Annotated in this window: 27 protein-coding genes and 1 tRNA gene; 17 read left to right on the forward strand and 11 right to left on the reverse strand. The window is 64.3% G+C overall.

What is annotated here, in order from left to right; genetic code table 11:
- Together NP534_RS00740 and NP534_RS00745 are read left to right on the forward strand one after the other, a co-directional pair.
- A partial coding sequence (locus NP534_RS00740; RefSeq protein WP_274097424.1) for a SelB domain-containing protein occupies positions 1-1,037 on the forward strand: 1,037 nt, incomplete at its 5' end.
- 6 nt (positions 1,038-1,043) lie between these two features.
- Positions 1,044-1,139 (forward strand) — tRNA-Sec (locus NP534_RS00745).
- Positions 1,140-1,141: 2 nt separating this feature from the next.
- On the opposite strand, the gene NP534_RS00750 is transcribed toward NP534_RS00745, so the two are convergent.
- Both NP534_RS00750 and NP534_RS00755 read right to left on the reverse strand, forming a co-directional pair.
- A complete protein-coding gene (locus tag NP534_RS00750; RefSeq protein ID WP_410011026.1) occupies positions 1,142-2,161 on the reverse strand; it encodes an asparaginase in 1,020 nt (339 codons plus the stop codon).
- Positions 2,162-2,233: 72 nt separating this feature from the next.
- On the reverse strand, positions 2,234-3,676 hold the full coding sequence (locus tag NP534_RS00755) for an alanine/glycine:cation symporter family protein (protein WP_033703469.1): 1,443 nt from the start codon (positions 3,674-3,676) through the stop codon (positions 2,234-2,236).
- Between the two features lie 178 nt (positions 3,677-3,854).
- Here NP534_RS00755 and NP534_RS00760 point away from each other — a divergent pair, with 178 nt between their 5' ends.
- The 3 genes from NP534_RS00760 to NP534_RS00770 all read left to right on the forward strand — a co-directional run bounded on the left by NP534_RS00760 (position 3,855) and on the right by NP534_RS00770 (position 6,593).
- Positions 3,855-4,664, forward strand: coding sequence for a helix-turn-helix domain-containing protein (locus NP534_RS00760; RefSeq protein ID WP_033703468.1), 810 nt, complete (start codon positions 3,855-3,857; stop codon positions 4,662-4,664).
- Positions 4,665-4,783: 119 nt separating this feature from the next.
- Positions 4,784-5,668: a sugar nucleotide-binding protein gene (locus NP534_RS00765; RefSeq protein WP_033703467.1), complete on the forward strand. Its 885-nt coding sequence runs from the start codon at positions 4,784-4,786 to the stop codon at positions 5,666-5,668.
- Positions 5,661-6,593, forward strand: a complete 933-nt coding sequence (locus NP534_RS00770) for an NAD-dependent epimerase/dehydratase family protein (RefSeq protein ID WP_033703465.1) — start codon at positions 5,661-5,663, stop codon at positions 6,591-6,593. Before NP534_RS00765 ends, NP534_RS00770 begins: the two co-directional genes overlap by 8 nt.
- A 35-nt stretch (positions 6,594-6,628) precedes the next feature.
- Here the strand turns inward: NP534_RS00770 and NP534_RS00775 are convergent, their stop codons facing one another.
- Entirely contained in the window at positions 6,629-7,072 is a 444-nt protein-coding gene (locus NP534_RS00775) for a winged helix-turn-helix transcriptional regulator (RefSeq protein ID WP_274097425.1), read from the reverse strand.
- 99 nt (positions 7,073-7,171) lie between these two features.
- Here NP534_RS00775 and NP534_RS00780 point away from each other — a divergent pair, with 99 nt between their 5' ends.
- Positions 7,172-8,395: an MFS transporter gene (locus NP534_RS00780; RefSeq protein ID WP_274097426.1), complete on the forward strand. Its 1,224-nt coding sequence runs from the start codon at positions 7,172-7,174 to the stop codon at positions 8,393-8,395.
- Here the strand turns inward: NP534_RS00780 and NP534_RS00785 are convergent.
- The 5 genes from NP534_RS00785 to NP534_RS00805 form a co-directional block, all read right to left on the reverse strand.
- Complete coding sequence (locus tag NP534_RS00785; RefSeq protein ID WP_014589498.1) at positions 8,383-9,066, reverse strand: OmpW/AlkL family protein; 684 nt, start codon at positions 9,064-9,066, stop codon at positions 8,383-8,385. The two genes, NP534_RS00780 and NP534_RS00785, sit on opposite strands and share 13 nt — an antisense overlap.
- A 109-nt stretch (positions 9,067-9,175) precedes the next feature.
- Positions 9,176-9,748: a DUF3299 domain-containing protein gene (locus NP534_RS00790; protein WP_274097427.1), complete on the reverse strand. Its 573-nt coding sequence runs from the start codon at positions 9,746-9,748 to the stop codon at positions 9,176-9,178.
- Positions 9,749-9,756: 8 nt separating this feature from the next.
- Entirely contained in the window at positions 9,757-11,022 is a 1,266-nt protein-coding gene (locus NP534_RS00795; protein ID WP_274097428.1) for an ABC transporter permease, read from the reverse strand.
- Positions 11,022-11,732 (reverse strand): ATP-binding cassette domain-containing protein, encoded by a 711-nt coding sequence (locus NP534_RS00800; RefSeq protein WP_274097429.1) that lies wholly within the window; start codon positions 11,730-11,732, stop codon positions 11,022-11,024. The genes NP534_RS00795 and NP534_RS00800 overlap by 1 nt, the downstream gene beginning before the upstream one ends.
- A complete protein-coding gene (locus NP534_RS00805) occupies positions 11,733-12,308 on the reverse strand; it encodes a DUF2796 domain-containing protein (RefSeq protein WP_274097430.1) in 576 nt (191 codons plus the stop codon).
- 133 nt (positions 12,309-12,441) lie between these two features.
- Here NP534_RS00805 and NP534_RS00810 point away from each other — a divergent pair, with 133 nt between their 5' ends.
- Together NP534_RS00810 and NP534_RS00815 are read left to right on the forward strand one after the other, a co-directional pair.
- A complete protein-coding gene (locus tag NP534_RS00810) occupies positions 12,442-12,786 on the forward strand; it encodes a hypothetical protein (RefSeq protein ID WP_274097431.1) in 345 nt (114 codons plus the stop codon).
- A 99-nt stretch (positions 12,787-12,885) separates the two neighbouring features.
- Positions 12,886-14,436 (forward strand): hypothetical protein, encoded by a 1,551-nt coding sequence (locus tag NP534_RS00815; RefSeq protein WP_274097432.1) that lies wholly within the window; start codon positions 12,886-12,888, stop codon positions 14,434-14,436.
- Positions 14,437-14,452: 16 nt separating this feature from the next.
- On the opposite strand, the gene trxA is transcribed toward NP534_RS00815, so the two are convergent.
- Genes trxA through NP534_RS00830 form a run of 3 tightly spaced genes read right to left on the reverse strand, consistent with a single transcriptional unit; the run spans position 14,453 to position 16,469 of the window.
- Entirely contained in the window at positions 14,453-15,325 is an 873-nt protein-coding gene (gene trxA, locus NP534_RS00820) for a thioredoxin (protein ID WP_033703453.1), read from the reverse strand.
- A 31-nt stretch (positions 15,326-15,356) separates the two neighbouring features.
- Positions 15,357-16,016, reverse strand: a complete 660-nt coding sequence (locus tag NP534_RS00825) for a class I SAM-dependent methyltransferase (RefSeq protein WP_186661117.1) — start codon at positions 16,014-16,016, stop codon at positions 15,357-15,359.
- On the reverse strand, positions 16,017-16,469 hold the full coding sequence (locus tag NP534_RS00830; protein ID WP_274097433.1) for a YbaY family lipoprotein: 453 nt from the start codon (positions 16,467-16,469) through the stop codon (positions 16,017-16,019).
- A 105-nt stretch (positions 16,470-16,574) separates the two neighbouring features.
- On the opposite strand from NP534_RS00830, the gene nrdR reads away from it, so the two are divergent.
- The 9 genes from nrdR (at position 16,575) to NP534_RS00875 (ending at position 23,302) form a co-directional block, all read left to right on the forward strand.
- A complete protein-coding gene (gene nrdR, locus NP534_RS00835) occupies positions 16,575-17,039 on the forward strand; it encodes a transcriptional regulator NrdR (RefSeq protein WP_016393425.1) in 465 nt (154 codons plus the stop codon).
- A gap of 2 nt (positions 17,040-17,041) precedes the next feature.
- Positions 17,042-18,172: a bifunctional diaminohydroxyphosphoribosylaminopyrimidine deaminase/5-amino-6-(5-phosphoribosylamino)uracil reductase RibD gene (gene ribD, locus NP534_RS00840; protein WP_274097434.1), complete on the forward strand. Its 1,131-nt coding sequence runs from the start codon at positions 17,042-17,044 to the stop codon at positions 18,170-18,172.
- Positions 18,173-18,214: 42 nt separating this feature from the next.
- The gene (locus tag NP534_RS00845) at positions 18,215-18,880 is read left to right on the forward strand and encodes a riboflavin synthase (protein ID WP_033703448.1); all 666 of its coding nucleotides are present in this window, start codon (positions 18,215-18,217) and stop codon (positions 18,878-18,880) included.
- An 18-nt stretch (positions 18,881-18,898) separates the two neighbouring features.
- Positions 18,899-19,990, forward strand: a complete 1,092-nt coding sequence (ribBA, locus tag NP534_RS00850; protein WP_033703446.1) for a bifunctional 3,4-dihydroxy-2-butanone-4-phosphate synthase/GTP cyclohydrolase II — start codon at positions 18,899-18,901, stop codon at positions 19,988-19,990.
- 91 nt (positions 19,991-20,081) lie between these two features.
- Positions 20,082-20,558 carry a 6,7-dimethyl-8-ribityllumazine synthase gene (gene ribH, locus NP534_RS00855; protein ID WP_003255395.1) on the forward strand — a complete coding sequence of 159 codons (477 nt, stop codon included), beginning with the start codon at positions 20,082-20,084 and terminating at the stop codon, positions 20,556-20,558.
- Positions 20,555-21,055 (forward strand): transcription antitermination factor NusB, encoded by a 501-nt coding sequence (nusB, locus tag NP534_RS00860; protein WP_033703445.1) that lies wholly within the window; start codon positions 20,555-20,557, stop codon positions 21,053-21,055. The genes ribH and nusB overlap by 4 nt, the downstream gene beginning before the upstream one ends.
- Positions 21,056-21,073: 18 nt before the next feature.
- Entirely contained in the window at positions 21,074-22,042 is a 969-nt protein-coding gene (thiL, locus tag NP534_RS00865) for a thiamine-phosphate kinase (protein ID WP_274097435.1), read from the forward strand.
- Positions 22,039-22,542, forward strand: coding sequence for a phosphatidylglycerophosphatase A family protein (locus tag NP534_RS00870; RefSeq protein ID WP_033703443.1), 504 nt, complete (start codon positions 22,039-22,041; stop codon positions 22,540-22,542). The genes thiL and NP534_RS00870 overlap by 4 nt, the downstream gene beginning before the upstream one ends.
- 16 nt (positions 22,543-22,558) lie before the next feature.
- Positions 22,559-23,302 (forward strand): substrate-binding periplasmic protein, encoded by a 744-nt coding sequence (locus tag NP534_RS00875; protein WP_274097436.1) that lies wholly within the window; start codon positions 22,559-22,561, stop codon positions 23,300-23,302.
- The last annotated feature ends 18 nt before the right edge of the window (positions 23,303-23,320 follow it).

The following is a 23,320-nucleotide window of genomic DNA, read 5'->3' on the forward strand; positions in this document are numbered from 1 at the left end:
CCGATCTCCAGGATGTGACTGCCCGCGTGGCATTGCTCGAAGGCGAAGTACTGCAGGCAGGCCAGCGCATGTTTGCCCAGTTGCTACTCAACGCGCCGCTGCAGGCCGTGCATGGCGATCGGCTGGTGCTGCGCGATCAGCGCGCCCAGCGCACGCTAGGGGGCGGGCGGGTACTCGACCCGTTTGCGCCCAGCCGGCAGCGTCGCAGCGAGCCCCGGCTGCGCCAGTTGCAGGTGCTGCGTGATACCGAGGATCTGGAGCAGGCGTTACCGGCCTTGCTTGCCACCGCTGCCGGAGGGCTTGACCCGCAGCGGCTGGAGCGGCAGTTCAACCGCCTGCGGGCCAGCTGGCAGTTGCCGGCGGAGGTGCAGGTGATTGCCACGCGCCAGGGGCAGTTGTTGTTTGCCGATGCCCAGTGGTGCGCCCTCAAGCAGCAACTGCTGGCGCAGCTGGCGCTGTTTCACCAGCAGGAGCCCGACCAGCTCGGCCCGGACCGCGACCGCTTGCGACGCTTTGCGGCCTTGCCGCTGGAGCGCCCGGCGTTTGTCAGCCTGCTGGATGAACTGCTCGATGAAGGGCAGGTTTCCAGCAGCGGGCCTTGGTTGCATCTGCCCGATCACAAGGTGCAGTTGAGCGAGGCCGACAACGCATTGTGGGCGAGGCTGGAGCCACGTTTGCTGGAGGGGCAATTCGACCCACCGTGGGTCAGGGCCTTGGCCAATGAAGCGGGCTGCGCCGAAGCGGATGTACGCCTGCTGTTGCGCAAGCTGGCAAGGCTCGGGCTGGTGCACCAGGTGGTACGCGACCTGTTCTACCCGGCGGCGACGATCCAGCGCATGGCCGCGTTGCTGCTTGGCCAGGCGAATGAAGCGCCGATAGTGCAGGTGGCGGCGTTTCGCGATATGTTGGGCATCGGTCGCAAACGCAGTGTGCAGATTCTGGAATATTTCGACCGCATCGGCCTGACCCGCAGGGTGGCCGACCAGCGTTACATCCGCGCCGACAGCGCCCTGGCCCAGCAGCAGGCCAGGCACTGAGTTCAAGGAAGGCAATCGCGCCCGGTGGCGCGGCCGGGCTTCAAACCCGGTTGGGGACGGCAGCCGTTCCCGGGCAGGTTCGACTCCCGCTGCCTTCCGCCACTTTATTCTGACTGTTCGGGGCTCTTCGCGGAGCAACCCCTCTCGCCGCACAGATCCAGCGCAAACCACTGCTCTGCCGCTGCAGCATCCAGCCCCGCCCCCAGCAGCGCAAACATCTTGCCCAACGCCGCTTCACGGGTCATGCCGCCGCCGCTTACCAGGCCTGCGCCACGCAGGCGGTTGCCCGCTGCGTAGGTATCGAACACCACCGACCCTTCCGGGCACTGGCTGATCGCAACCAGCATCACACCCCGCTGACGCGCCGCCTGCAGCGCATCAAGCAAGGCTTGGTCATCCGATGGCCCCGTGCCGCTGCCATAGCACTCCAGCAACAGCCCCTGCACGCCGCTGTCGAGCAGCGCCCGCAAATGCCCGGCCTGCAAGCCAGGAAACACTGGCATCAGCGCCAGGTTGACCGGCTGACGTGGGTGCTTGTAGCCAAGCTCGGCAGGCAGGGCAGTGGCACGCTCACCGTCGCGATGTCGCGGCAGCGCGGCAAAGGCATCAAAGGCCTCGCTGCGCAGCTTCGACGCCCGGCAGCCATGCAGCAACTGGCCGTGGAAGTACAGCTGCACGCCCTCTTCAAGGCCTTGCTCGCACTGGCGCAGCGCGCCGCACAGGTTGTCCCAGGCATCACTGCCCGGCACGCCGGCTGGCAGCATCGAGCCGGTCAGCAATACCGGCACCGGCAAGCCAAGCAGCAGGAACGACAACGCCGCCGCGCTGTAGGCCAGGGTGTCGGTGCCATGCAGCACCAGCACGCCATCGTGGCCGGCAACGTCCACCGCTTCGACGATGGCATCGCGCATGGCCAGCCAGTTGTGCTGCTGCATGTTGGCGCTGTCGAGCAGCGGGTTCATTTCCTGCAATGTCCACTGCAGCTGGGGGGCATCGGCCATTTGCGCGAAGTGCTCGCGCATCCGCGCATCGAAGCCGCCCGCTGGCGCCAGGCCTTCAGGGGTTTCGAGCATGCCGATGGTGCCGCCGGTGTACAGGACGAGAAGATTCTTTACTGCGCGCATGGAGAACATCCGTAGCGGTGAGCGGAGAAAGAAGAGCCGCCCGCAGGTGGGGCGGCTGGGCAGGGGAGAGTATCAGCGCTGCGGCTGGGCTTGGCCAACGGCTTTGTCAGTGGCTGTTTCCACCTGCGGGTTGGCAGGCCAGGCGTCGCGGTCCAGGTCCAGGTCGGCGAACTTGGCAGAATCGAACACCGGCTGCTTGATGCCCGCTTTGCGCTGGTCGTCGTAGTCGCGCATCACCCGCAGGCCGACCTTGAACAGCAGGGCCAGGGCCACCAGGTTGACGAAGGCCAGGCAGGTCATGGTGATGTCGGCGAAGGCGAACACGGTCGACAGGTCCTGCACCGAACCCCACACCACCAACGCCAGTACCAAGGCGCGGAACACCAGCAGCACCACGCGGTTGCGGCTGAGGAACTGCAGGCTGTTCTCGCCCAGGTAGTAGTTGTAGAGGATGCAGGTGAACACGAACAGCGACAGCGCCACGCTGACGAACAGGCGGCCCCAGTCACCAACCACGGCGGCCAGCGAGTTCTGGGTCAGGACGATGCCATCACCTTCGAAGCCCGGGGTGTAGAAGCCCGACAGCAGGATCAGCAGCGCGGTGCAGGTGCAGATCACGAAGGTGTCGAGGAACACGCTGAACGCCTGGACCACGCCCTGGGCGCCAGGGTGTTTAACGGCGGCCACTGCGGCAACGTTCGGTGCACTGCCCAGGCCCGCTTCGTTGGCGAATACGCCACGCTTCACGCCCATGACGATGGCGCTGCCGAGCAGGCCGGCGAATGCGGGGTCAAGGCCGAAGGCGCTCTTGAAGATGGTTTCCAGCATGGCAGGCACGTGTTCGATCTGGGTGCCGATCACGTACAGGGTCACGCCGATGTAGGCCAGGGTCTTGATCGGTACCAGCAGGTCCGACACAGCGGCGATACGCTTGATGCCACCGATGAACACCACGGCCAGCAGCACCGCCAGGGCGATACCGGTGTGGCTCGGTGCGAAGCCGAAGGCGTTTTCCAGCGAGTGGGTCACGGTGTACGACTGCAAGCCCATGAAGGCGAAGCCATAGGTGACCAGCAGCAGGATGGAGAACACCACGGCCATGCTTTTCAGTTTCAGGCCGTGCTGAATGTAATAGGCCGGGCCACCACGGTACAGGCCATCGCCATCGGCGCGCTTGTACACCTGGGCCAGGGTACATTCGAAGAAGCTGCTGGACATGCCCACCAGTGCGGTGACCCACATCCAGAACACGGCACCCGGGCCGCCCAGGGTCACGGCGATACCGACACCGGCGATGTTACCGGCGCCCACGCGGCCGGCCAGGCTCAGCATCAGGGCTTGGAACGAACTCAGCTGGCCTGCCTGGCCGCGCAGCGATTCCTTGAACACACTGAACATGTGCACGAAATGACGGAACTGCACGAACCGCGAACGGATGGTGAAGTAGCTGCCGAGTCCGACGATCAGCACGATGAGTAGTTTCCCCGAAAGGAAATCGTTGAGTGCTTCGAGCATTGGGAAATGACCTCGATTCTTATTCTTCGTGTGGAAAGACAGCGGGCGGCAGGCGCGCCGCTATGCGTTGGGGCGCATGGTTGGCCATGACAAGAGTGGTTACAATTTCGCATTCTGTTCTGAGTTGATGCGACCTGATGCTACACTTGCGCCATTCGCGTCACCTGGAAGCCCCTGCATGAGCGAGCATTTCGCTACCAACCTCAAACTGGCCTGCAGCCACTACCGCTCTATCTCGGAAGTTTGCCGGCAGCTGTCGATCAACCGCGCGCAGTTCAACAAGTACCTGAGCGGCCAGAGCCGTCCGACGGCTTTCAACCTCAAGCGCATCGGCGATTTCTTCGGCGTCGAGGATTACGAACTGAACGTGCCCCCCGAGCAGTTCTCCCGGCTGATCGGTGCCCGGGTGTCGGCCGTCGCCGATCAGCCCAGCGACCCGATCAGTGAGTTGTTCCGGCCCTTGCACGAGCACGCCGGCAACCTGTCGCGCTACTGCGGTTACTACTTCGAGTACTCCAACTGCATGTCGGTACCGGGCTCGGTGTTGCTGTCGCTGGTGCACTTGCGCGAAGAGCGCGGCCGCTTCCTGTTCGAGCGCCAGGAGCGTCAGGAGCGCAGCAGCGCCACCGACCTGCACGCCGAGGTACGTTGCCGCTACCTGGGCGCGGCGTTTCAGTTGCAAGACCGAATGTTCCTGATCGACTACGAGTCGCTGACCCTCAACGAGATGAGCCAGACCATCCTCATCCCCAGTTTCAAGAGCCGCATCACCCGCCTGAACGGCCTCAAGACCGGTGTCTCCAGCGGCGACCGGCGCAACCCGGCCTGCACCCGCGTGGTGTGGGAGTACCTGGGCGAAGAGATCAACCGCATCAATGCCTATCGCCAGGTCAAGCTGTACCGGCCGGATGACCCGCGCATCGATGACGACGTGCGCGAACGGTTGAGTGTGGGGCCGTTGAGTAATGGGTTGTTCGAGATCGAATAGGTTTTGGCAAGGGCAGGGGATGGCGTCAGGGCAGCCACCCACCCGTGTTGGACTTCCCGGGCAGGAAACCGCAAAATGACCCCTTTCCCTCAATCAACCTCTCCGGATCTGCTGACTCTATGCGTATGCGCCTAATGCTGTTGGGTGGTGGCAATGCCCTCGGGCAAGCGCTGATTCGTCTCGGGGCTGAAGAGGACATCGCATTCCTGGCACCGCGCCCGCCGGAAAACGGCTGGGACCCGGCCAGCCTCACTCAGCTGCTCGACGATCACCGCCCCAATGCCTTGGTCAACCTGGCCTATTACTTCGACTGGTTCCAGGCCGAGTCGGTCAGCGAACAGCGCCTGGCCCAGCAGGAGCGGGCGGTGGAGCGGCTGGCAGAGTTGTGCCAGCACCACCAGATCACCTTGGTGCAGCCTTCGAGCTACCGGGTTTTCGATGGCTCGCGGGCCACGGCCTACAGCGAGAAGGACGAGCCGGTGCCGCTGGGCCTGCGTGGCCAGGCACTCTGGCGTATCGAGCAGAGCGTGCGTGCGGCGTGCCCGCAACATGTGCTGCTGCGCTTTGGCTGGCTGCTCGACGAGAGCGTCGACGGTACGCTCGGGCGCTTCCTGACCCGTGCCGAGCAACCCCAGGAGTTGCTGCTGGCCGATGACCGGCGCGGCAACCCGACGCCGGTCGACGATGCGGCCCGGGTGATCCTGTCGGTGCTCAAGCAGCTCGATTGCAGCGCACCGCTGTGGGGCACCTACCACTACGCTGGCAACGAGGCGACCACGCCGCTGGCGCTGGGGCAGGCGATTCTTGCCGAGGCCGGCCAGTACCGTCAGCTGGCGGTGCAGGCCCCTACGCCGCAGGCCCATGCCGCGCGGCCGGATGCCAGCGAAGAGCCACAGCACGCGGTGCTGGCCTGCAAGAAAATCCTTCACACCTTCGGTATCAAGCCGCGCGCCTGGCGCGCTGGCCTGCCACCTCTACTGGACCGTTTCTACCGCCATGGCTGACGCCCCCATCCTGATCACCGGCGGTGCCGGCTTCATAGGCTCTCACCTGTGCGATGCGCTGTTGGACAAGGGTTACGCCGTACGCATTCTCGACGACCTGTCCACCGGCAGGCGGGACAACCTGCAGATCGCGCACCCGCGCCTGGAACTGATCGAAGGCGATGTCGCCGATGCCGGCCTGGTCACGCGTGCGGCCGCGGGCTGCAGCGCAGTGGTGCACCTGGCGGCGGTGGCGTCGGTGCAGGCCTCGGTCGAAGACCCGGTGAAGACGCACCAGAGCAATTTCATCGGCACCCTCAATGTCTGCGAAGCCATGCGCGTGCACGGTGTGCGCCGGGTACTGTTCGCGTCCAGCGCTGCGGTGTACGGCAACAACGGCGAAGGCGAGTCGATAGCCGAAGATACGCCCAAGGCACCGCTGACGCCTTATGCTGTGGATAAGCTGGCCAGTGAGCAGTACCTGGATTTCTACCGCCGTCAGCACGGCCTGGAGCCGGTGGTTTTCCGCTTCTTCAATATTTTCGGCCCGCGCCAGGACCCTTCCTCGCCGTATTCCGGCGTGATCAGCATCTTCAGCGAGCGTGCCACCCAAGGGCTGCCGATCACGGTGTTCGGTGATGGCGAGCAGACCCGCGATTTCCTCTATGTCGGGGACCTGGTACAAGTGATGATCCAGGCGCTGGAGCAGCAGCAGGTCGAGGAGGGGGCGGTAAATATCGGGCTGAACCAGGCCACGTCGCTCAACCAACTGCTGGCGGCGCTGGAAAAGGTGATCGGCAGCCTGCCTGCGATCAGTTATGGCGCGGCGCGCTCGGGCGATATCCGCCACTCACGGGCGGATAACCAGCGCTTGCTGGCGCGCTTCGACTTCCCGCAGGCAACGCCGTTGGTCGAAGGTTTGTCACGGCTGCTCGGCAAGGCCTGAAAGCCGCCTGACGCTGTGGCAAGGTGGCCACGGAGTTATCCGTGGCGCACCAACCTGCGCTGGCAATCTTCCGGCCGCAACACCCGGCCATCCTCAGTGCGCACTTGCAGCGGGGCGATCGCCTGCCCTGTGGCCTGCTCCAGCAGTGCCGAGCGCGCCTCACCCGCTTCGAACAAAAAGCGCTCACCCCACTGGCGCAAGGCAATCACCAGCGCAAACACCGAGCGGCCCTTCTCGGTCAGCACGTATTCCTTGTAGGCACTCCCATCCGAAGCCGGCTGCAGCTGCAGCAAGCCACTCTCGACCAGCAACTTCAGGCGTGACGCCAAGATGTTCTTGGCCAACCCCAGGTTTTTCTGAAACTCGCTAAAGCGGCGCAAACCATCGAAGGCATCGCGCAAGATCATCAGCGCCCAGCGGTCACCGAGCACTTCGAGGGCTCGGGCTACCGGGCATTGTGCGTTTGTTTCGTTAAGCATCAGCCAATACTCTTCGATTGTTCTGGTTGCAGATTAAAACCACATTTGCTAAAAATCTACATGTGGTTTTAATTTGAAACCAGTTGGAAGGGATACCCCATGCACCGCTCAAGCACTTCACCGCCCCATCTGACCCGATCAATGACCCTGTTGCTGGCGCTCACCTGTGCCATGGCCGTGGCCACCGTATACGTCGCCCAGCCACTGCTTGAGTCGATGGCATTGGACCTTGGGGTAGGGCAGCAGCGCATCGGCTGGGTGGTGGGTGCTACCCAGGCGGGTTATGCGCTGGGCTTGCTGCTGATCGTGCCGTTAGGCGACCTCATCGACCGCAAGCGCCTGATCATCGGCCAATTGCTGGTCTCGGCCCTGGCGTTGGTGGCGGTCGGCATGGCATGGGGCTGGGCGGTGCTGCTGGTGGCGCTGGCCATGGTCGGGCTGATGGCGGTCATGGTGCAGGTGATGGTGGCGCATGCCGCGACCCTGGCCACGCCCGCGCAACAGGGGCAGGCGGTGGGCACCGTCACCAGCGGGGTGGTGCTGGGCATTCTGTTGGCGCGTCTGGTGTCTGGCGTGGTCGCCGACGTGGCCGGCTGGCGCGTCGTCTATTTTGCCGCAGCCGGGGTGCTGGTGCTGATGGCCGGGCTGCTCTGGAACGGCATGCCTGGCACCCGGCCTGCGGCGCAGCGGTCCAGTTACCTGGTGCTGATCGGCTCGCTGTTCGCTTTGTTCAGACAAGACCCGCTGCTGCGCCAGCGAGGGTTGTACGGATTATTGATCTTCGCCGCCTTCAGCGTGCTGTGGAGCGCCATGGTGCTGCCGCTGAGTGCGTCACCGCTGGCGCTCAACCATACCCAGATCGGGCTGTTTGGCCTGGCGGGTGTGGCGGGGGCCTTGGCCGCTGCCCGGGCCGGTCGCCTGGCCGACCAAGGGCGGGGCGATCGCACCACCGGTCTGGCCTTGGGCGTGCTGACGCTGTCGTGGCTGCCGACGGCGTTCGTCGAGCACTCTCTACTGGCGTTTCTGCTGGGTGTGGTATTGCTCGATTTCGCGGTGCAGGCGGTGCATGTCACCAACCAGAGCCTGTTGCTGGCCGGGCGCAGCGCCCTGGCGAGCCGGCTGATTGGCGCCTACATGTGCTGTTATTCGCTGGGTAGCGGGCTGGGTGCGGTACTGGCGACCTGGGTCTATGCCCGTTGGGGATGGGCTGCGGTGTGCGGGTTGGGGGCGGGGATCAGTGCCACAGCGCTGGGCTGCTGGCTAGTGTCGAGCACCGGGAGTGCGGCCGTGGCCGCCCTCCCTGCCCGGGATCAGAACTTGTAGCCAAGGCCGACCATGTACACCCACGGGTCAACGTCGACGTCGACCTTGGTCTTGCTGTAGCCCAGTGCGGTCGGGCCGTTGACACTGGCCTTGGTGTCGATGTCGACGTACCAGACCGAGGCGTTGACCAGCAGGTTGTCGGTCAGCATGTAGTCCATGCCCAACTGGCCAGCGATGCCCACCGAATCCTGCAGTTTCAGGTTGCTGAAGCCCTGTTGCTTGCGTGCGCTGCTCAGGTCTTCATCGAAGAACAGGGTGTAGTTGATGCCCACGCCGGCATACGGCTGGAACCTGGAGTTGGGTTCCATCGGGTAGTACTGCAGCGACAGGGTCGGTGGCAGTTGCTTGATGTCGGCCAGCTTGCCGTCCAGGCCGCCGCCCAGGCCCTTGACGCCGACGGTGTGCTTGAACGGGGTGGCCGCCAGCAACTCCAGGCCGATGTGGTCGGTGAGCATGTAGGCGAAGGTCAGGCCCAGCTGGGTGTCGCTGTCCAGGGTCGCCTTGGTGCCCGACACCTTGTTGCCATCGAACTTCAGGTCGCCGCTGCTTTCGTTCGGCGCGGTAGTGATGGCGCCGGCGCGCAGAATCATATCGCCCGCCTGGTAGGCGTGGGCGGCAGGGGCGGCAAGAGCAAGGGCCACAAGCGAGGCGCCAAGCAAGGACTTGTTCATGGAAGCTCCCAGAGGACATTAATAATCGAGTAGTCCAATGGTACGGAGTCGTCTAAACAGAAAGTTTGATCCAGCTCAAAGAAGCGTCGTAACGAATTCGAAACAGTTCTCACTTCAGCTCATAAGCGTATATTTTCTCGGCTTCCATCTGGTATCCGGCGTCGGCCAGCTCGCTGCTGGAGGCTCTGACCTGCAGCTTTCCCTCGATCCAGTAGGGTTGATAGAGGTCTTCGATGCGCACACCCATCTCGCTGAAAATATGCACGATCTGGTTCGAGGGCGGCGGGGGCACGTGAATGCAGGCGCCGTAGTAGGGCACCAGCAGAAACTCGGTGGTGCGGCCTTCCTCGCTGACTTCCAACGGCACGATATAGCCGGGCAGTTTGATCTGCTGGCCGTCCAGGCTTTGCACCACCGGTGCATTCGGCGCCTGCTGGTGGGCGGTGGGGGCCGACTCGGCAGACAGGGCGTCGCTCAGTTGTGACAGGTCGTGCAGTGGCGCCAGCTGCGGCGGGATGACGGGTGCGCCTTCCGGGATCAGTGCGGGCCAGTCGAGTTCGCGAGGGTCGGTGGCCCAGGCAGGTAACGCCAGCGTGAGCAGCACAAGCAGGACGATCTGCACGGCGTGCACTGGCCGCTTCGCGGGTAAACCCGCGAAGCAGGCGGTGAGGTTCGAGGTCATGACGGTTCTCAAAGGTGAATCGACAAGCCATCGGCCAGCGACTGCCGGTAGGCACGCCAGGCCGGCACGCTGCCCATCAGCAATGCTGCGCCGAGGATGATAGCCAACAGCGTCCACTCGTGAGCACTGGGCATGGCCAGTGGCAGGAACAAGCCGTAATTGGCCTGCACATAGCCCTGCGCCACGGCGATGCCAGCGTACAACAGCCCCAGCCCGGCCACGATCCCCACCACTGCCAGCGACAGCGCCTCGAGTATCAGCAGCCCTGCGATATGCCAGGGGCGGGCACCTACCGAACGCAAGATCGCCATCTCCCGGCGGCGTTCGTTGAGGCTGGTAAGAATGGCCGTGAGCATGCCGATCAACCCGGTCAGCACCACGAACAGCGAGACCACGAACAGCGCCTGCTCTGCGGTACCCATCAGGCTCCACAGTTCTTGCAGGGCAACCCCGGGCAAAATCGCCAGCAAGGGTTCGTTGCGGTACTCGTTGATTTCCCGTTGCAGGCTGAAGGTGGCGATCTTGCTGTTCAGGCCGAGCATGAACGCGGTGATGGCGGCGGGTTGCAGGTCCATGCTGCGGGCCTGTTCGGCGCTGATGCGCCCGGCGCCACGGGCCGGCACGCCGTTGTGCCAGTCGACGTGAATGGCCTCCATGCCGCCCAGGCTGATGTGCAGGGTGCGGTCGACCGGGGTGCCGGTGCGTTTCAGTACACCGACCACGGTGAAGGGTTTGTCGTCGTGTTTGACCAGGCTGATGGCCGCCACGCCATGCGCCAGCACCAGCTTGTCGCCGAGCCGGTAGTGCAACGCCTCGGCCACCTCGGCGCCGAGCACCACTTCGAACGGGTCGTCGGCGAACGCACGGCCCTGGCTCAGTTCCAGGTGCTGCCTGCGGCCATATTGGTAATGGCTGAAATAGTCGCCGGTGGTGCCCATCACGCGATAGCCGCGGTGCGAGTCGCCGAGCGAAATGGGGATCGCCCACTTTACCCGTTGGTCCTGGGCATAGTGCTGGTAGCTGTCCCAACGGATGTTGTTGGTGGCGTTGCCGATACGAAACACCGAATACAACAGCAGGTTCACCGACCCCGAGCGGGCGCCGACAATCAGGTCGGTGCCGCTGATGGTGCTGGCGAAGCTGGCGCGGGCCTCGGTGCGTACCCGCTCCACGGCCAGCAACAGGCACACCGACAAGGCGATGGCGAACGCGGTAAGGAAGGCGGTGAAACGGCGGTTGGCCAGGCTGGCCAGGGCAAGACGAAGCAGGTACATCAGGCCTCCCGGGGCTTGGCGGCGCGGTTGAGTTCGGCCAGGGACAGGTGCCGGTCGAACAGGGGGGCCAGGCTCTGGTCATGGCTGACGAACAACAGGCTGGCGCCGGCCGCGCGGCACTCGTCGAACAACAGGCGGATGAACGCTTCGCGGGTGTCGGCATCAAGGGCCGAGGTCGGTTCGTCGGCGATCACCAGTTCGGGCTGGCCGATCAGCGCCCGTGCGGCGGCAACCCGTTGCTGCTGGCCGATCGACAGGCTGTCGGCGCGACGGGCGAGCAGGGCCGGGTCACCCAGGCCCAGATGGGCAAGCAGCGTGGCGGCAGCGTTATCGACGCTGCCATGGCGCTCGGCCGCCCGTGTGGCTCGGCTACGCGAGAAGCGGCAGGGCAGCTCGACGTTTTCGCGCACCGAAAGAAACGGCAGCAGGTTGAACTGCTGGAAGATGTAACCGGTGTGGTCGACCCGGAAGCGATCGCGCGCGCCCTGGCCGAGGCTGCCGAGGTCGCGGCCAAGCAGGCGAATGCTGCCCTGGTTAGGCAGGTTCACCCCGCCCAGCAGGCCCAGCAGGGTGGTCTTGCCACTGCCGCTTGGGCCTTTGAGAAACAGCGCCTCGCCGGCCGCCAGATGAAAGGCGGGAATATCCAGCAGGGCCGGCTGGCCTGGCCAGGCGAAGACCAGGTCATGCAGTTCGATCAGCGGCTGGCTCATTCAGAACGCAACCGCAGCCTTGGCAGGCGTTGCTTCCACGCCTTTCTGGCCTGTCGGGCCGATCAGTTGCACATTGATCTTCTGGGTTGCCGGGAAGGCTTTGAACAGGGGGGCGAGGTCGATCTGGGTGAGCTTGTCCGGGTTCGCGCAGGTCAGTTGGTAATGCGCACCGATGTCGCTGTGTTGATGGCCGTGCTCTTGTTCGTCGCCATTGTCGTCGGCTTTCGGCGCGTCGCCGAACAGGGGGCTTTCCAGCGCTTGTGCATCGTCCTTGCAGCCGGCAGCCGCGGCCAGCCCGAACAGTTGCAAGGGGTGTTCGAGTTGCTGGCGCACGGCGGCCACCTTGGCCTTGTCGGCATCGCTGCTGGCGGCATGTTCAAAGCCGACCAGGTTCATGGCCGGGCTGTCCAGCTCCAGCTCCAGGGTATTGCCATCCAGCACGGCATTGAGCTTGGCCACGCCGTGCTCGTGGGCACCGAGGGTGCCATGGGCGTGATCATGGTCATGGTCATCGTGGGCATGCGCCATGGAAAGGGGCAGCAAGGCGAAGGGCAAGGCGAGCAGCAGACGACGCATGGAAGGCTCCAGGAGCAGGCTGGGAATGATTTGGTAATGTTATAACAGCTTTTCTCTGTGCCGCCAGCCTGTGTGGTGCAGGTTTCATGTTGCTGTAGCATGGCCACATTGACCTGTGCTCAAGGAAAATATCGTGCGAATTCGCGGAAAGATTGGAGATTGGCCGGTGGATTTGTCCATCGAGTTGGAGCCGGCAGAATGGGCGCAGTTGGGCGGGCAGCTCGCAGTGCCAGCGGTGCCCCGAGAAACGCCTGACGAAGTGACGGGCGCGCCGCGCCAGGACGACCGGATCTGGGCCGCAGCGCAAGCGTTGCTGCGCCAGGCGGGGCAACTCAATGGCCCGCAATTGCTGGACCGTCTTGAAGCACTGGGCGAAAGCCCGGCGCAGGCCAAACGGCTGTTGGTCCGTCTGCGCCATTGCGCGCAGGTCAAGGTGACGAGTGGTGCAGATGCCCCCATGTTTACCTGGCTTGGTTAGCCCGCAGCTCGACCCGCCCCGGACCTGGTAAATCTGCCAGTAGTTGCATTGCTGCTTGTGTTCTTAGAATAGGCCTCACCCGTTCAGGAGCATCGGCAGATGAGCGATGAAATGCGGTCTCAGTACGATTTGTTCGGCTGGAAAGTACGGCTTGATTTCTACTCCATGCCAGTCAATTACAGTTATGCGGTGTGGCATCGAGGCGTGGGTGACACGCGCCCTGAAGACACCGAAGCCTTTGACTTCGAGCGCGTCATCAGCCCGGGGACAAGCTGGGAGCATTGCACGGGATTGCTCGGCCTGCCTTGGCTCGAGTTTCAACCCTATCCTCATGAACGGCCCATCCTCATTCGCCGGAGGCTGGCCAGGTTCGTGCGTACTTCCTTACGCAGGGATCTTGGCGAAGTCATCCGCAAAGTCAGCGAGCTCACTGCCGTAGAGGCGGGCGAACCCTACTATTTGCATCAGCAGTTCCACTTCGATGCGTTTGTCGGCACGCTGGATGCCGAGAAGGTCCTCAGGCTCCAGGTGGCCAGGGGATCGACTTTTGCTTTGGGTTATCTCGAATCCTTGAAGCGCGACGAAGAAGCCGCAGAGGGTTTTCGCGCGCGATTTGAAGCGTTACCGGACGAGCGTCGGGTCATCAGGATGCGCCGGCTGTCCATCGAACCTGGGAGTGACTGGCTGATCAAGCCACTGTATTTTGCCATTCGCATGGTGCCTGAACTGAGCCAATGGGACACTTTCACCATGGCCTGCAACCTCTATATGACCTACCAGGCAGAGCCTGGCGGCCGCATTCCGGTGGACGGTGCCTGGGCGCTCGGCGAAGAGGTTCATATTGCCCGGGCACTCGTGGATGACCGTATCATCCCCAGGTCCGCACCGCCCAACCAGCACTTCATGGGGCTTGCCAGCCTGCTCTATCCGGAAGGCGGGATCAGAAGTCTCAGCGTTGACAGGTCCGCGCCCGTGACCTCCGCTTGGTACAAGGACCGGTTTTTCAGCCCGCCAGCGGCCGTCAACGCGGAGAACATGTATCACGCCGAGCCGTTGATCAAAGTCGTGGATGGTGTGCGCAGCCGGACCCATGTGACGCTCACGCCGCAAACGCTGCCCGGTGTGTCATGGCAGCTTGGCGAATCTTCCGAGGGGCGTTACGAGCCTGATCGTTCGGGCTGCTGGTACTGCCCGCCGGCAGATCCTCAACCTGAATACGATCAGGATGGCAAGACGCAGAAACCCTGTGCGCTCAAAGCCAGTCTTGGCGAGCTATTGACCATCGATGTGCTGGAAAGCCGTTACTACGGGCGTGTTTTTCACTCCACCTTCGTGATTATCAACGCGTTCCCTACGCATTTTTTCAGGGTGCGCAACGACAACGGGCGTGTATCGCTAAGGTTGTACTACATCGGCACCGGGGGCGCTCAGGTAGAGGTCGACCCCCAGGTGATAGAGTGGCAAGTGGTCGCTGGGGATGGTCGCATGGCCCAGGATGGGACGTTCACCCCAGGCCACAGCAGTACATTCTCGGTGGTTCAGGCCATTGAGCCGGATGAACGACAGCGTTACTGGTATTGGGCTTTCATCGTGATCCCTGTCCCACTGATGGATGTCGACACATTCGTCGCCATGAGCGACCCACGATAAAAGTGGTCTTGTCGCTTCAATACATCGCGGCGAAAAGCTTGCGCCGATACGCACCGACCAAGGGGTGATCGCCGCCCAGTAATTCGAACACCTGCAGCAGCGTCTTGTGCGGCAGACCATTCTCGTACCCGCGGTTGCGCTGGAACAGCTTGAGCAGGCTTTCCAGCGCTGGCTCATACTGCTGACGCGCCAGCTGTTGAATGCACAGTTGGTAAGTGGCTTCATCATCCAGCGGATTCTGCGCCAGGCGGCTCTTGAGGTCGGCAACTTCCGGCAGGCTGGCGGCCTGGCGCAGGAAGGTCAACTGCGCCTTGGCACCGGCCAGGGCTGCCTTGTGTTCGTCGGTCTTGACCGCGTCCAGCACCACTTCAGCTTCGCCCAATTCACCCCGTTCGGCCAGGCAACGGGCGTACAGGATCAGCGCCTCGGCATTGCTGTTGTCTTCGCCAAGCAGCGCCTGCAGCAGCGCTTCGGCTTCGGCAAAACGGCTCTCGGCGAACAGGGCCTTGGCCTGCTCCAGTGGCGAAGCGGTAGGGGCGGCAGGCATCTGCACGTGCGGTTCGAGCAGCGCGCGGATCGCCGACTCCGGCTGCGCACCGGCAAAACCATCAACCGGCTGGCCGTCCTTGAACAGCACCACGGTCGGCAGGCTGCGAATGCCGAACTGGGCGACCACCTGCTGTTCTACGTCGCAGTTGATCTTGGCCAGCAGCAGCTCGCCCTGGTAACCCTCGGCGATCTTCGCCAGCAAGGGCATCAGCGCCTTGCACGGGGCGCACCACTCGGCCCAGAAGTCCACCAGCACCGGCTTGTGGAAAGAGTTCTCGATGACCAGTTGCTGGAAGGTGGCATCGGTGGCGTCGAAAATGTACGGCGTGTCTTGGCTCATCGCGACTCTCGCAAACTCGTGAATGGCACCACTATAAAGGCTCGCGGCTAGCGTGGTACAGGCTGACCCGGCGGAATTCGTGGGGCTCGGCCAGGTCCGGCAGGGTAAGTGCGTCGAGCACGCCCAATTGCCGGTACAGCGGGTGGCAGAAGTCGCGAACCCGTGAGTCCGCCACCAGGGCCTGGCGACCACGGCCGAGGAAGGCGTCGAGCAGGGGCAGGTTGGCGCGGTCATACAGCACATCGGCGACCAGGATCAGGTCGAAGCGGTCGTCCTCGGCGAAGAAATCGCTGCTGTAACCCAGCGCCACCCCGTTCAGCGCCGCGTTGGCGCGGCAGGCGTCGAGGGCCAGCGGGTCGAGGTCGCAGGCCACCACTTCCAAGGCGCCAGCGCGGGCTGCGGCAATGCCGGCGATACCGCTGCCGGCGCCAAAATCGAGCACGCGCTTGCCGGCCACCCAGTGCGGGTGTGCAGCCAGGTAACGGGCCATGGCCAGGCCGCTGGCCCAGCAGAAGCTCCAGTAGGGTGGCTCTTCGAGGATGCGCCGGGTTTCTTCGCTGCTGAACGCGCGGTCCATGTTCTGGTCGTCGATCAGCCAGAGCTTCAGTTCGCATTCAGGCAGCTCGCTGGCCACCAGGCGCGCTTCGCCGATCAGGCCGCTGAGGGCCTGTTGCAGTGCCAGGGGTGCCACTTACGGTGCCTTTTCGAAGCGCAGCGGGCCGGTGGCCTGGGTCTGTGCCTGGGTAATGCGTACCGGCGGCAGGTGCATGATCAGCTGGCCAGAGCGGCTGGCACGGCCACGCAGCTCTACCCGGGCACCGGCCGGAAAAGCCTCGGGGTTGAAGCGCAACTGGTAAGGCAGCGCCTGCCCGGTGCCGCTCAGGTTGCTGCTGGCCAGCAGGCGTTGCGGGCGGTCGCGTTCGTCGATGACCAGCAGGGCCAGTTCCACATCGGCCCCGGCCGGGATTTCCAGCAAGGTACCGCTCAGTTCGCGCTGGTAGGCGGGCAGCGGGCCAAGGGGTTGGGTTTTCTTGGCCGATTTTGCTGGCGCGGGCGCCTGGGCCTGTTCGGGCTTGGGCCGGTCGCTACCGCAAGCGGCAAGCAAGGCGGCGCAGCACAGCACGACGAGCGCTCGATGGTGCATTGGGTCATCCTTCAGGGGCAGATTTCCCTGGATGTTAACCCCTTTGGCTTGTCTTGCCAGTGGGATGCGCTACCATGGCCCTCCCTTTTTTTGTTGCCTGCCACCATGCACTGTCCCTTTTGCGGTGCCAACGACACCAAGGTCATCGACTCTCGTCTTGTCGCCGAGGGCGAGCAAGTGCGCCGCCGTCGCGAGTGCGTCGCCTGCGGCGAACGTTTCACCACCTTCGAAACTGCCGAACTGGTGCTGCCGCGGCTGATCAAACAAGACGGCACGCGCCAGCCCTTCGACGAAGACAAGTTGCGTGCAGGCATGCAACGGGCACTGGAAAAACGCCCGGTCAGCGTCGAGCGCCTGGAAGCGGCGCTGGCGCACATCAAGAGCCGCCTGCGCGCCACCGGCGAGCGCGAGGTCAAGTCACTGGTGGTGGGTGAGCTGGTGATGGCCGAGCTGCGCAAGCTCGACGAAGTGGCGTATATCCGCTTCGCCTCGGTGTACCGACGCTTCCAGGACCTCGACGAATTCCGCGAAGAAATCGACCGCCTGGCCCGTGAGCCAGCCAAAGAGTGAGCATGCCCAGCCAGACCGCGATTCTCGACGCCCACTACATGGCCCGTGCCCTGGAACTGGCTCGCAAGGGTGTCTACAGTACCCACCCCAACCCGCGCGTGGGCTGTGTAATCGTGCGCGATGGCGAGGTGGTGGGCGAGGGCTGGCACGTGCGCGCCGGTGAGCCGCATGCCGAGGTGCATGCCCTGCGCCAGGCCGGTGAGCGTGCCCGCGGCGCCTGTGCCTACGTCACTCTCGAACCCTGCAGCCACCATGGCCGCACGCCGCCGTGCGCCGAAGCACTGGTCAAGGCCGGCGTGGCCCGCGTGGTGGCGGCGATGCAGGACCCCAACCCACAGGTAGCGGGGCAGGGGCTGCGGCGCCTGGCAGCGGTGGGTATCGAGGTCCACAGCGGCGTGCTCGAAGCCGAGGCTCGGGCCCTCAACCCAGGCTTTCTCAAGCGCATGGAGCACGGCCTGCCGTTCGTCAGGGCCAAGCTGGCCATGAGCCTGGACGGCCGCACCGCCATGGCCAGCGGCGAAAGCCAATGGATCACCGGCCCCGCCGCCCGTGCTGCGGTGCAGCGCCTGCGCGCCCGTTCAAGTGTGGTGCTCACCAGTGCCGCCAGCGTGCTGGCCGATAACGCACGCATGACCGTGCGTGGCGCAGAGCTTGGCCTGGATGATGAAACCCGTGCCCTGGCATTAAGCCGCACGCCGCTGCGCGTGCTGATCGATGGCCGCCTGCGGCTGGCGCTGGATGCGCCGTTCTTCCTGGTCGGCCCGGCCCTGGTGGTGACGGCTGCCGCAGCAGATGCGCGGTACGCCGAAGCGGGCCACGAGCTGCTGAGCCTGCCAGGCGCCGATGGCCAGGTCGACCTGCCCGCGTTGATGCGTGTGCTGGCCCAGCGTGGCGTCAACGAGATTCTGCTGGAAGCCGGCGCGGGCCTTGCCGGTGCGTTCGCCCGGCAAGGCCTGATCGACGAGTACCAGTTGTTCGTCGCCGGTACCTTCCTGGGCTCCCAGGCCCGCCCGCTGCTGGAGTGGCCCCTGGCAACGATGAGCGAAGCGCCGCGACTGAAAATTACCGAAATGCGCGCAGTGGGCGATGACTGGCGGGTCACGGCCATCCCCCTGCCGGCGCCCGGCGTATAATGCCAGGCTTGCCCTGCGCAACCCGTTCTTGAGGAAGACCCCATGTTCACCGGTATCATCGAATCCATCGGCACTGTCCGCAGCCTGACCCCCAAAGGTGGCGACGTGCGCGTCTACGTCGAGACCGGCAAGCTCGACCTGGGTGACGTCAAGCTCGGCGACAGCATCGCCGTCAACGGCGTATGCCTGACCGCCGTCGAACTGCCGGGCGATGGCTTCTGGGCCGACGTCAGCGTCGAGACCCTCAAACGCACCGCCTTCATCGACCTCAAGAGCGGCAGCAAGGTCAACCTGGAAAAGGCCCTGACCCCCACCACCCGCCTGGGCGGCCACCTGGTCAGCGGCCACGTCGACGGTGTCGGCGAAATCATCTCGCGCAGCGATAACGCCCGCGCTATCCAGTTCCGCGTGCGTGCACCCAAGGAGCTGGCCAAGTACATCGCCCACAAGGGTTCGATCACCGTCGACGGCACCAGCCTGACGGTCAATGAGGTCAATGGCGCCGAGTTCGAGCTGACCATTGTCCCGCACACCCTGTCCGAAACCATCATGGCCGACTACCGCGCAGGGCGTCGGGTAAACCTTGAGGTCGACCTGCTGGCCCGTTACCTGGAGCGTCTGCTGCTGGGCGACAAGGCTGGCGAACCGAGCAAGGGCAGTGGCATTACCGAAAGCTTCCTGGCCGCCAACGGCTTCTTGAAATCCTGATTGAGAAGGGGGTGCCGAGTGGCGCTCAACAGCATCGAAGAACTGGTCGAAGACATCCGCCAGGGCAAAATGGTCATCCTCATGGATGACGAAGACCGCGAGAATGAAGGCGACATCATCATGGCGGCCGAGTGCTGCCTGCCTGAGCACATCAACTTCATGGCCAAGCATGCCCGTGGCCTGATCTGCATGCCGATGACCCGCGAGCGCTGCGAAACGCTCAAGCTGCCGCTGATGGCGCCGCGTAACGGGTCCGGCTTCGGCACCAAGTTCACCGTGTCGATCGAGGCCGCCGAAGGTGTCACCACCGGCATTTCCGCTGCCGACCGCGCACGTACCGTGCAAGCTGCCGCTGCCAAGGACGCCAAGGCCGAGGACATCGTCAGCCCGGGCCACATCTTCCCGCTGATGGCCCAGCCGGGCGGCACCCTGGCCCGCGCCGGCCACACCGAGGCCGCTTGCGACCTGGCGCGCATGGCCGGCTTCGAGCCGAGCGGCGTGATCTGCGAAGTGATGAACGATGACGGCACCATGTCGCGCCGCGCCGAGCTGGAAGTGTTCGCCGCCGAGCACGGCCTGAAGATCGGCACCATCGCCGACCTGATCCACTACCGCATGATCCACGAGCGCACCGTACAACGCGTCTCCGAGCAGCCGGTGGAGAGCGAGCTGGGCGAGTTCAACCTGGTCACCTACCGCGATGCGGTGGAAGGCGACGTGCATATGGCCCTGACCCTGGGCAATATCTGCGCCGAAGAGCCGACCCTGGTACGCGTGCACAACATGGACCCGCTGCGCGACCTGCTGCTGGTCAAGCAACCGGGCCGCTGGAGCCTGCGCGCCGCCATGGCTGCCGTGGCCGAAGCTGGCAGCGGCGTGGTACTGCTGCTGGGCCACCCGCTGGACGGCGACGTGCTGCTGGCGCACATCCGCGAAAGCGCGGGTGATGCACCGACCAAGGTGCCGACCACCTACAGCACCGTCGGTGCCGGTTCGCAGATCCTGCGCGACCTCGGTGTGCGCAAGATGCGCCTGATGAGTTCGCCGATGAAGTTCAATGCGATATCCGGATTCGATCTGGAAGTTGTAGAATACGTGCCCTCCGAGTGACTTGAGGCGGCATTGACGCCCTCTACTCGAGTCCAGACCCCTGCCGAGGCCGCTTGTATGCGGCCTCGCTCTTGAACATGAGAACATCGGAATGACCCTGAAGACCATCGAAGGTACCTTCATCGCCCCCAAAGGTCGCTATGCTTTGGTGGTTGGCCGCTTCAACAGCTTCGTCGTCGAAAGCCTGGTAAGCGGTGCTGTTGATGCCCTGGTACGCCACGGTGTCAGCGAAAGCGACATCACCATCATCCGTGCCCCGGGCGCGTTCGAAATCCCGCTGGTAGCACAGAAGGTCGCCCAGCAAGGCGCGTACGACGCGATCATCGCCCTGGGCGCCGTGATCCGCGGTGGTACCCCGCACTTCGAATACGTGGCGGGCGAATGCACCAAGGGCCTGGCCCAGGTGTCCATGGAGTTCGGTGTTCCGGTGGCCTTCGGCGTTCTGACCGTCGACTCCATCGAACAGGCCATCGAGCGTTCCGGCACCAAGGCTGGCAACAAAGGTGCTGAAGCTGCCCTGTCCGCTCTGGAAATGGTCAGCCTGCTGGCGCAGTTGGAGGCCAAGTGATTAGCGACGAAAGCGATCGTTTCAACCCGCGCGATCCAAAACCTGCGGATGCCGGCAAGCCCTCGAAGAGCGCCAAGCGCCGCGAAGCCCGCAAGCTCGCGACACAGGCGCTGTACCAGTGGCACATGGCGCGTCAGTCGGTAAACGAGATCGAAGCGCAGTTCCGGGTCGATAACGATTTCACCGATGTCGATGGCGCCTACTTCCGCGAGATCCTGCATGGGGTCCCGGCCAAGAAGGACGAGATCGACGCGGCCCTGAAGCCTTGCCTGGCGCTGGCGCTGGAAGAGCTCGACCCTGTCGAACTGGCTGTGCTGCGGTTGTCCACCTGGGAACTGATGATGCGCGTCGATGTACCGTATCGCGTGGTGATCAACGAAGGTATCGAGCTGGCCAAGGTCTTCGGTGCCACCGACGGCCACAAGTTCGTCAACGGCGTGCTGGACAAGCTCGCCCCTTCGCTGCGCGAAGCGGAAGCCAAGGCGAACAAGCGCTGATCCCGGCGCTGGCCGACCATGGGTGAGTTCGAGCTGATCAGCCATTACTTCGCCGCCGCGCCCTGTGCGCAAGGTGGTGAAGGCGTGGCCCTGGGCATCGGTGACGATTGCGCGCTGCTGGATTTGCCTGCGGGCGAGCAACTGGCGGTGTCCACCGACACCCTGGTGGCCGGCGTGCACTTCCCTGCGGTCTGCGACCCCTTGTTGCTTGGCCAGCGCTCGTTGGCCGTGGCCGCCAGTGACCTGGCGGCGATGGGCGCCACCCCCATCGGCTTCACCCTCGCCCTGACCTTGCCCGATGTCAGCGCCGACTGGCTGCAAGCCTACGCTGACGGCCTTAACCGTATGGCCCGGCGTTGCCAGCTGAGCCTGATAGGCGGTGACACCACCCGCGGCCCCTTGAGTATCACCATGACCGTGTTCGGCCGCGTGCCGGCCGGGCAAGCGTTGCGCCGTGGCGGTGCTTGCCCCGGTGACCTTTTGTGTGTAGGGGGGGAGCTGGGCAACGCCGCCGGCGCCTTGCCGTTGGTCCTGGGCCAGCGCCAGGCCGAGGCCGCACTGGCCCAGCCGCTGCTCGATCACTACTGGTCACCTTCGCCGCAGTTCGCCCTGGGGCAACTGTTGCGCGGGCGAGCCAGCGCGGCACTGGACATCTCCGACGGCCTGCTGGCCGACTGCGGGCATATTGCCAAGGCTTCCCGCGTGGCGCTCGAGGTGAACCTGGAGCAGGTGCCGATGTCATCCGCTCTGCAGGGTTTGCTCGGCCATGAGGCCGCCGTGCAGGCGGCCCTGACCGGTGGCGACGACTATGTGCTGGCGTTCACTTTGCCGCCGGCGCAGCTTTCATCCCTGCAGGCGCAAGGCCTGGCGGCCTTTCATGTCATCGGGCGCGTGCTCGAGGGCCAAGGCGTCAGCCTGCGTGACCGGCAGGGCCAGGACATCACCCCGCGGCAACGCGGCTATCAACATTTTAGGGAGACACCGTGACCGATCACCCCAACCAGGTGCCTGCGGAGTTCGTTCCGCCCTCGGTCTGGCGCAACCCATGGCACTTCATCGCCTTCGGCTTCGGTTCCGGCACCTTGCCCAAGGCGCCGGGCACCTGGGGCTCGCTGGTGGCCATACCGTTCATTCCGTTGTGGCAGATGCTGCCGGACTGGGGGTACTGGCTGCTGCTGGGCGTGACCATGCTGTTCGGCTTCTGGTTGTGCGGCAAAGTCGCCAATGACTTGCGCGTGCACGATCATGAAGGCATTGTCTGGGACGAGATGGTCGGCATGTGGATCACCCTCTGGCTGGTGCCGGAAGGCTGGCAATGGTTGCTGGCGGGGTTCCTGATGTTCCGCTTCTTCGACATCCTCAAGCCATGGCCGATTCGCTGGATCGACCGCCATGTGCATGGCGGGGTCGGGATCATGCTCGACGATGTCCTGGCCGGCGTGTTCGCCTGGCTGGGTATGCAGGTTCTGGTGTGGGCGGTTGCCTGAAACAGGGAGCGCGTAGATGGCCATAAGGACTGTGCTGTTGGCAATGCTGCTGGGTTTTGCCCCCTGGGTGGGGGCGGCCGAAGGTGTGCCGAAGCAGGTCCATCTGGTCAGCGAGGAATGGCTCGACTACACCAACGCCGACGGTAGCGGGGTCGCCTGGGATGTACTGCGCAAGGTGTTCGAGCCTGCCGGGGTCAAGGTCGTTACCCAGAGCGCGCCTTACAGCCGTGCGGTGGGGCTGGTCAAACGGGGCGAGGCCGATGCCTGGGTCGGCTCCTACAAGGACGAGGCTGACGACAACCTCTACCCGCGTTGGCACTTCGACATGGACCATATCTATGCCCTGGGGCTTGCCGGCAAGCCTGTGCCCACGCCTGGCACGGTCGGCCAGTATCGCCTGGCCTGGGTGCGCGGCTACGACTACGCCAGCTATCTGCCCAATGCGCACAACTTCCGCGAAATCCAGCGTCGTGAAGGCATTCTGCCGATGCTCGAACACGACCGAGTGGACTTCTACATCGATGCGTTGACCGAGGTCGACTACGTGCTGGGCCAGGCGGCGGAGCCTGCGCGTTTTCGTAAGACCCATGTCGCCGAGCTGCCGCTGTACCTGGCATTTGCCCACAACGAAAAGTCCAAGGCACTGCGCGACCTGTTCGACAAGCGCATGGCCGAGCTGGTGCGCAGCGGTGAATTGAAGCCGATTTTCGAGCACTGGAAACAGCCGTATCCGTTCACCACCGACAGCCAGCCGCAGTGAGCGCCACCCGCTCCCATA

Source organism: Pseudomonas sp. 39004, from assembly GCF_028682155.1.
GTDB lineage: Bacteria > Pseudomonadota > Gammaproteobacteria > Pseudomonadales > Pseudomonadaceae > Aquipseudomonas > Aquipseudomonas capeferrum.

What these genes read in the sequence shown, in the direction of transcription:
- NP534_RS00755 (WP_033703469.1), bottom strand. Translation starts at nt 3,676, where the DNA reads ATGCTCGAAGCACTCAACGATTTCCTTTCGGGGAAACTACTCATCGTG.
- NP534_RS00750 (WP_410011026.1), bottom strand. Translation starts at nt 2,161, where the DNA reads ATGCGCGCAGTAAAGAATCTTCTCGTCCTGTACACCGGCGGCACCATC.
- NP534_RS00780 (WP_274097426.1), top strand. Translation starts at nt 7,172, where the DNA reads ATGCACCGCTCAAGCACTTCACCGCCCCATCTGACCCGATCAATGACC.
- NP534_RS00765 (WP_033703467.1), top strand. Translation starts at nt 4,784, where the DNA reads ATGCGTATGCGCCTAATGCTGTTGGGTGGTGGCAATGCCCTCGGGCAA.
- trxA (WP_033703453.1), bottom strand. Translation starts at nt 15,325, where the DNA reads ATGAGCCAAGACACGCCGTACATTTTCGACGCCACCGATGCCACCTTC.
- NP534_RS00770 (WP_033703465.1), top strand. Translation starts at nt 5,661, where the DNA reads ATGGCTGACGCCCCCATCCTGATCACCGGCGGTGCCGGCTTCATAGGC.
- NP534_RS00875 (WP_274097436.1), top strand. Translation starts at nt 22,559, where the DNA reads ATGGCCATAAGGACTGTGCTGTTGGCAATGCTGCTGGGTTTTGCCCCC.
- NP534_RS00815 (WP_274097432.1), top strand. Translation starts at nt 12,886, where the DNA reads ATGAGCGATGAAATGCGGTCTCAGTACGATTTGTTCGGCTGGAAAGTA.
- NP534_RS00790 (WP_274097427.1), bottom strand. Translation starts at nt 9,748, where the DNA reads ATGACCTCGAACCTCACCGCCTGCTTCGCGGGTTTACCCGCGAAGCGG.
- NP534_RS00775 (WP_274097425.1), bottom strand. Translation starts at nt 7,072, where the DNA reads ATGCTTAACGAAACAAACGCACAATGCCCGGTAGCCCGAGCCCTCGAA.
- ribH (WP_003255395.1), top strand. Translation starts at nt 20,082, where the DNA reads ATGACCCTGAAGACCATCGAAGGTACCTTCATCGCCCCCAAAGGTCGC.
- nrdR (WP_016393425.1), top strand. Translation starts at nt 16,575, where the DNA reads ATGCACTGTCCCTTTTGCGGTGCCAACGACACCAAGGTCATCGACTCT.
- thiL (WP_274097435.1), top strand. Translation starts at nt 21,074, where the DNA reads ATGGGTGAGTTCGAGCTGATCAGCCATTACTTCGCCGCCGCGCCCTGT.
- NP534_RS00795 (WP_274097428.1), bottom strand. Translation starts at nt 11,022, where the DNA reads ATGTACCTGCTTCGTCTTGCCCTGGCCAGCCTGGCCAACCGCCGTTTC.
- NP534_RS00785 (WP_014589498.1), bottom strand. Translation starts at nt 9,066, where the DNA reads ATGAACAAGTCCTTGCTTGGCGCCTCGCTTGTGGCCCTTGCTCTTGCC.
- NP534_RS00760 (WP_033703468.1), top strand. Translation starts at nt 3,855, where the DNA reads ATGAGCGAGCATTTCGCTACCAACCTCAAACTGGCCTGCAGCCACTAC.
- ribD (WP_274097434.1), top strand. Translation starts at nt 17,042, where the DNA reads ATGCCCAGCCAGACCGCGATTCTCGACGCCCACTACATGGCCCGTGCC.
- NP534_RS00800 (WP_274097429.1), bottom strand. Translation starts at nt 11,732, where the DNA reads ATGAGCCAGCCGCTGATCGAACTGCATGACCTGGTCTTCGCCTGGCCA.
- NP534_RS00805 (WP_274097430.1), bottom strand. Translation starts at nt 12,308, where the DNA reads ATGCGTCGTCTGCTGCTCGCCTTGCCCTTCGCCTTGCTGCCCCTTTCC.
- NP534_RS00830 (WP_274097433.1), bottom strand. Translation starts at nt 16,469, where the DNA reads ATGCACCATCGAGCGCTCGTCGTGCTGTGCTGCGCCGCCTTGCTTGCC.
- NP534_RS00845 (WP_033703448.1), top strand. Translation starts at nt 18,215, where the DNA reads ATGTTCACCGGTATCATCGAATCCATCGGCACTGTCCGCAGCCTGACC.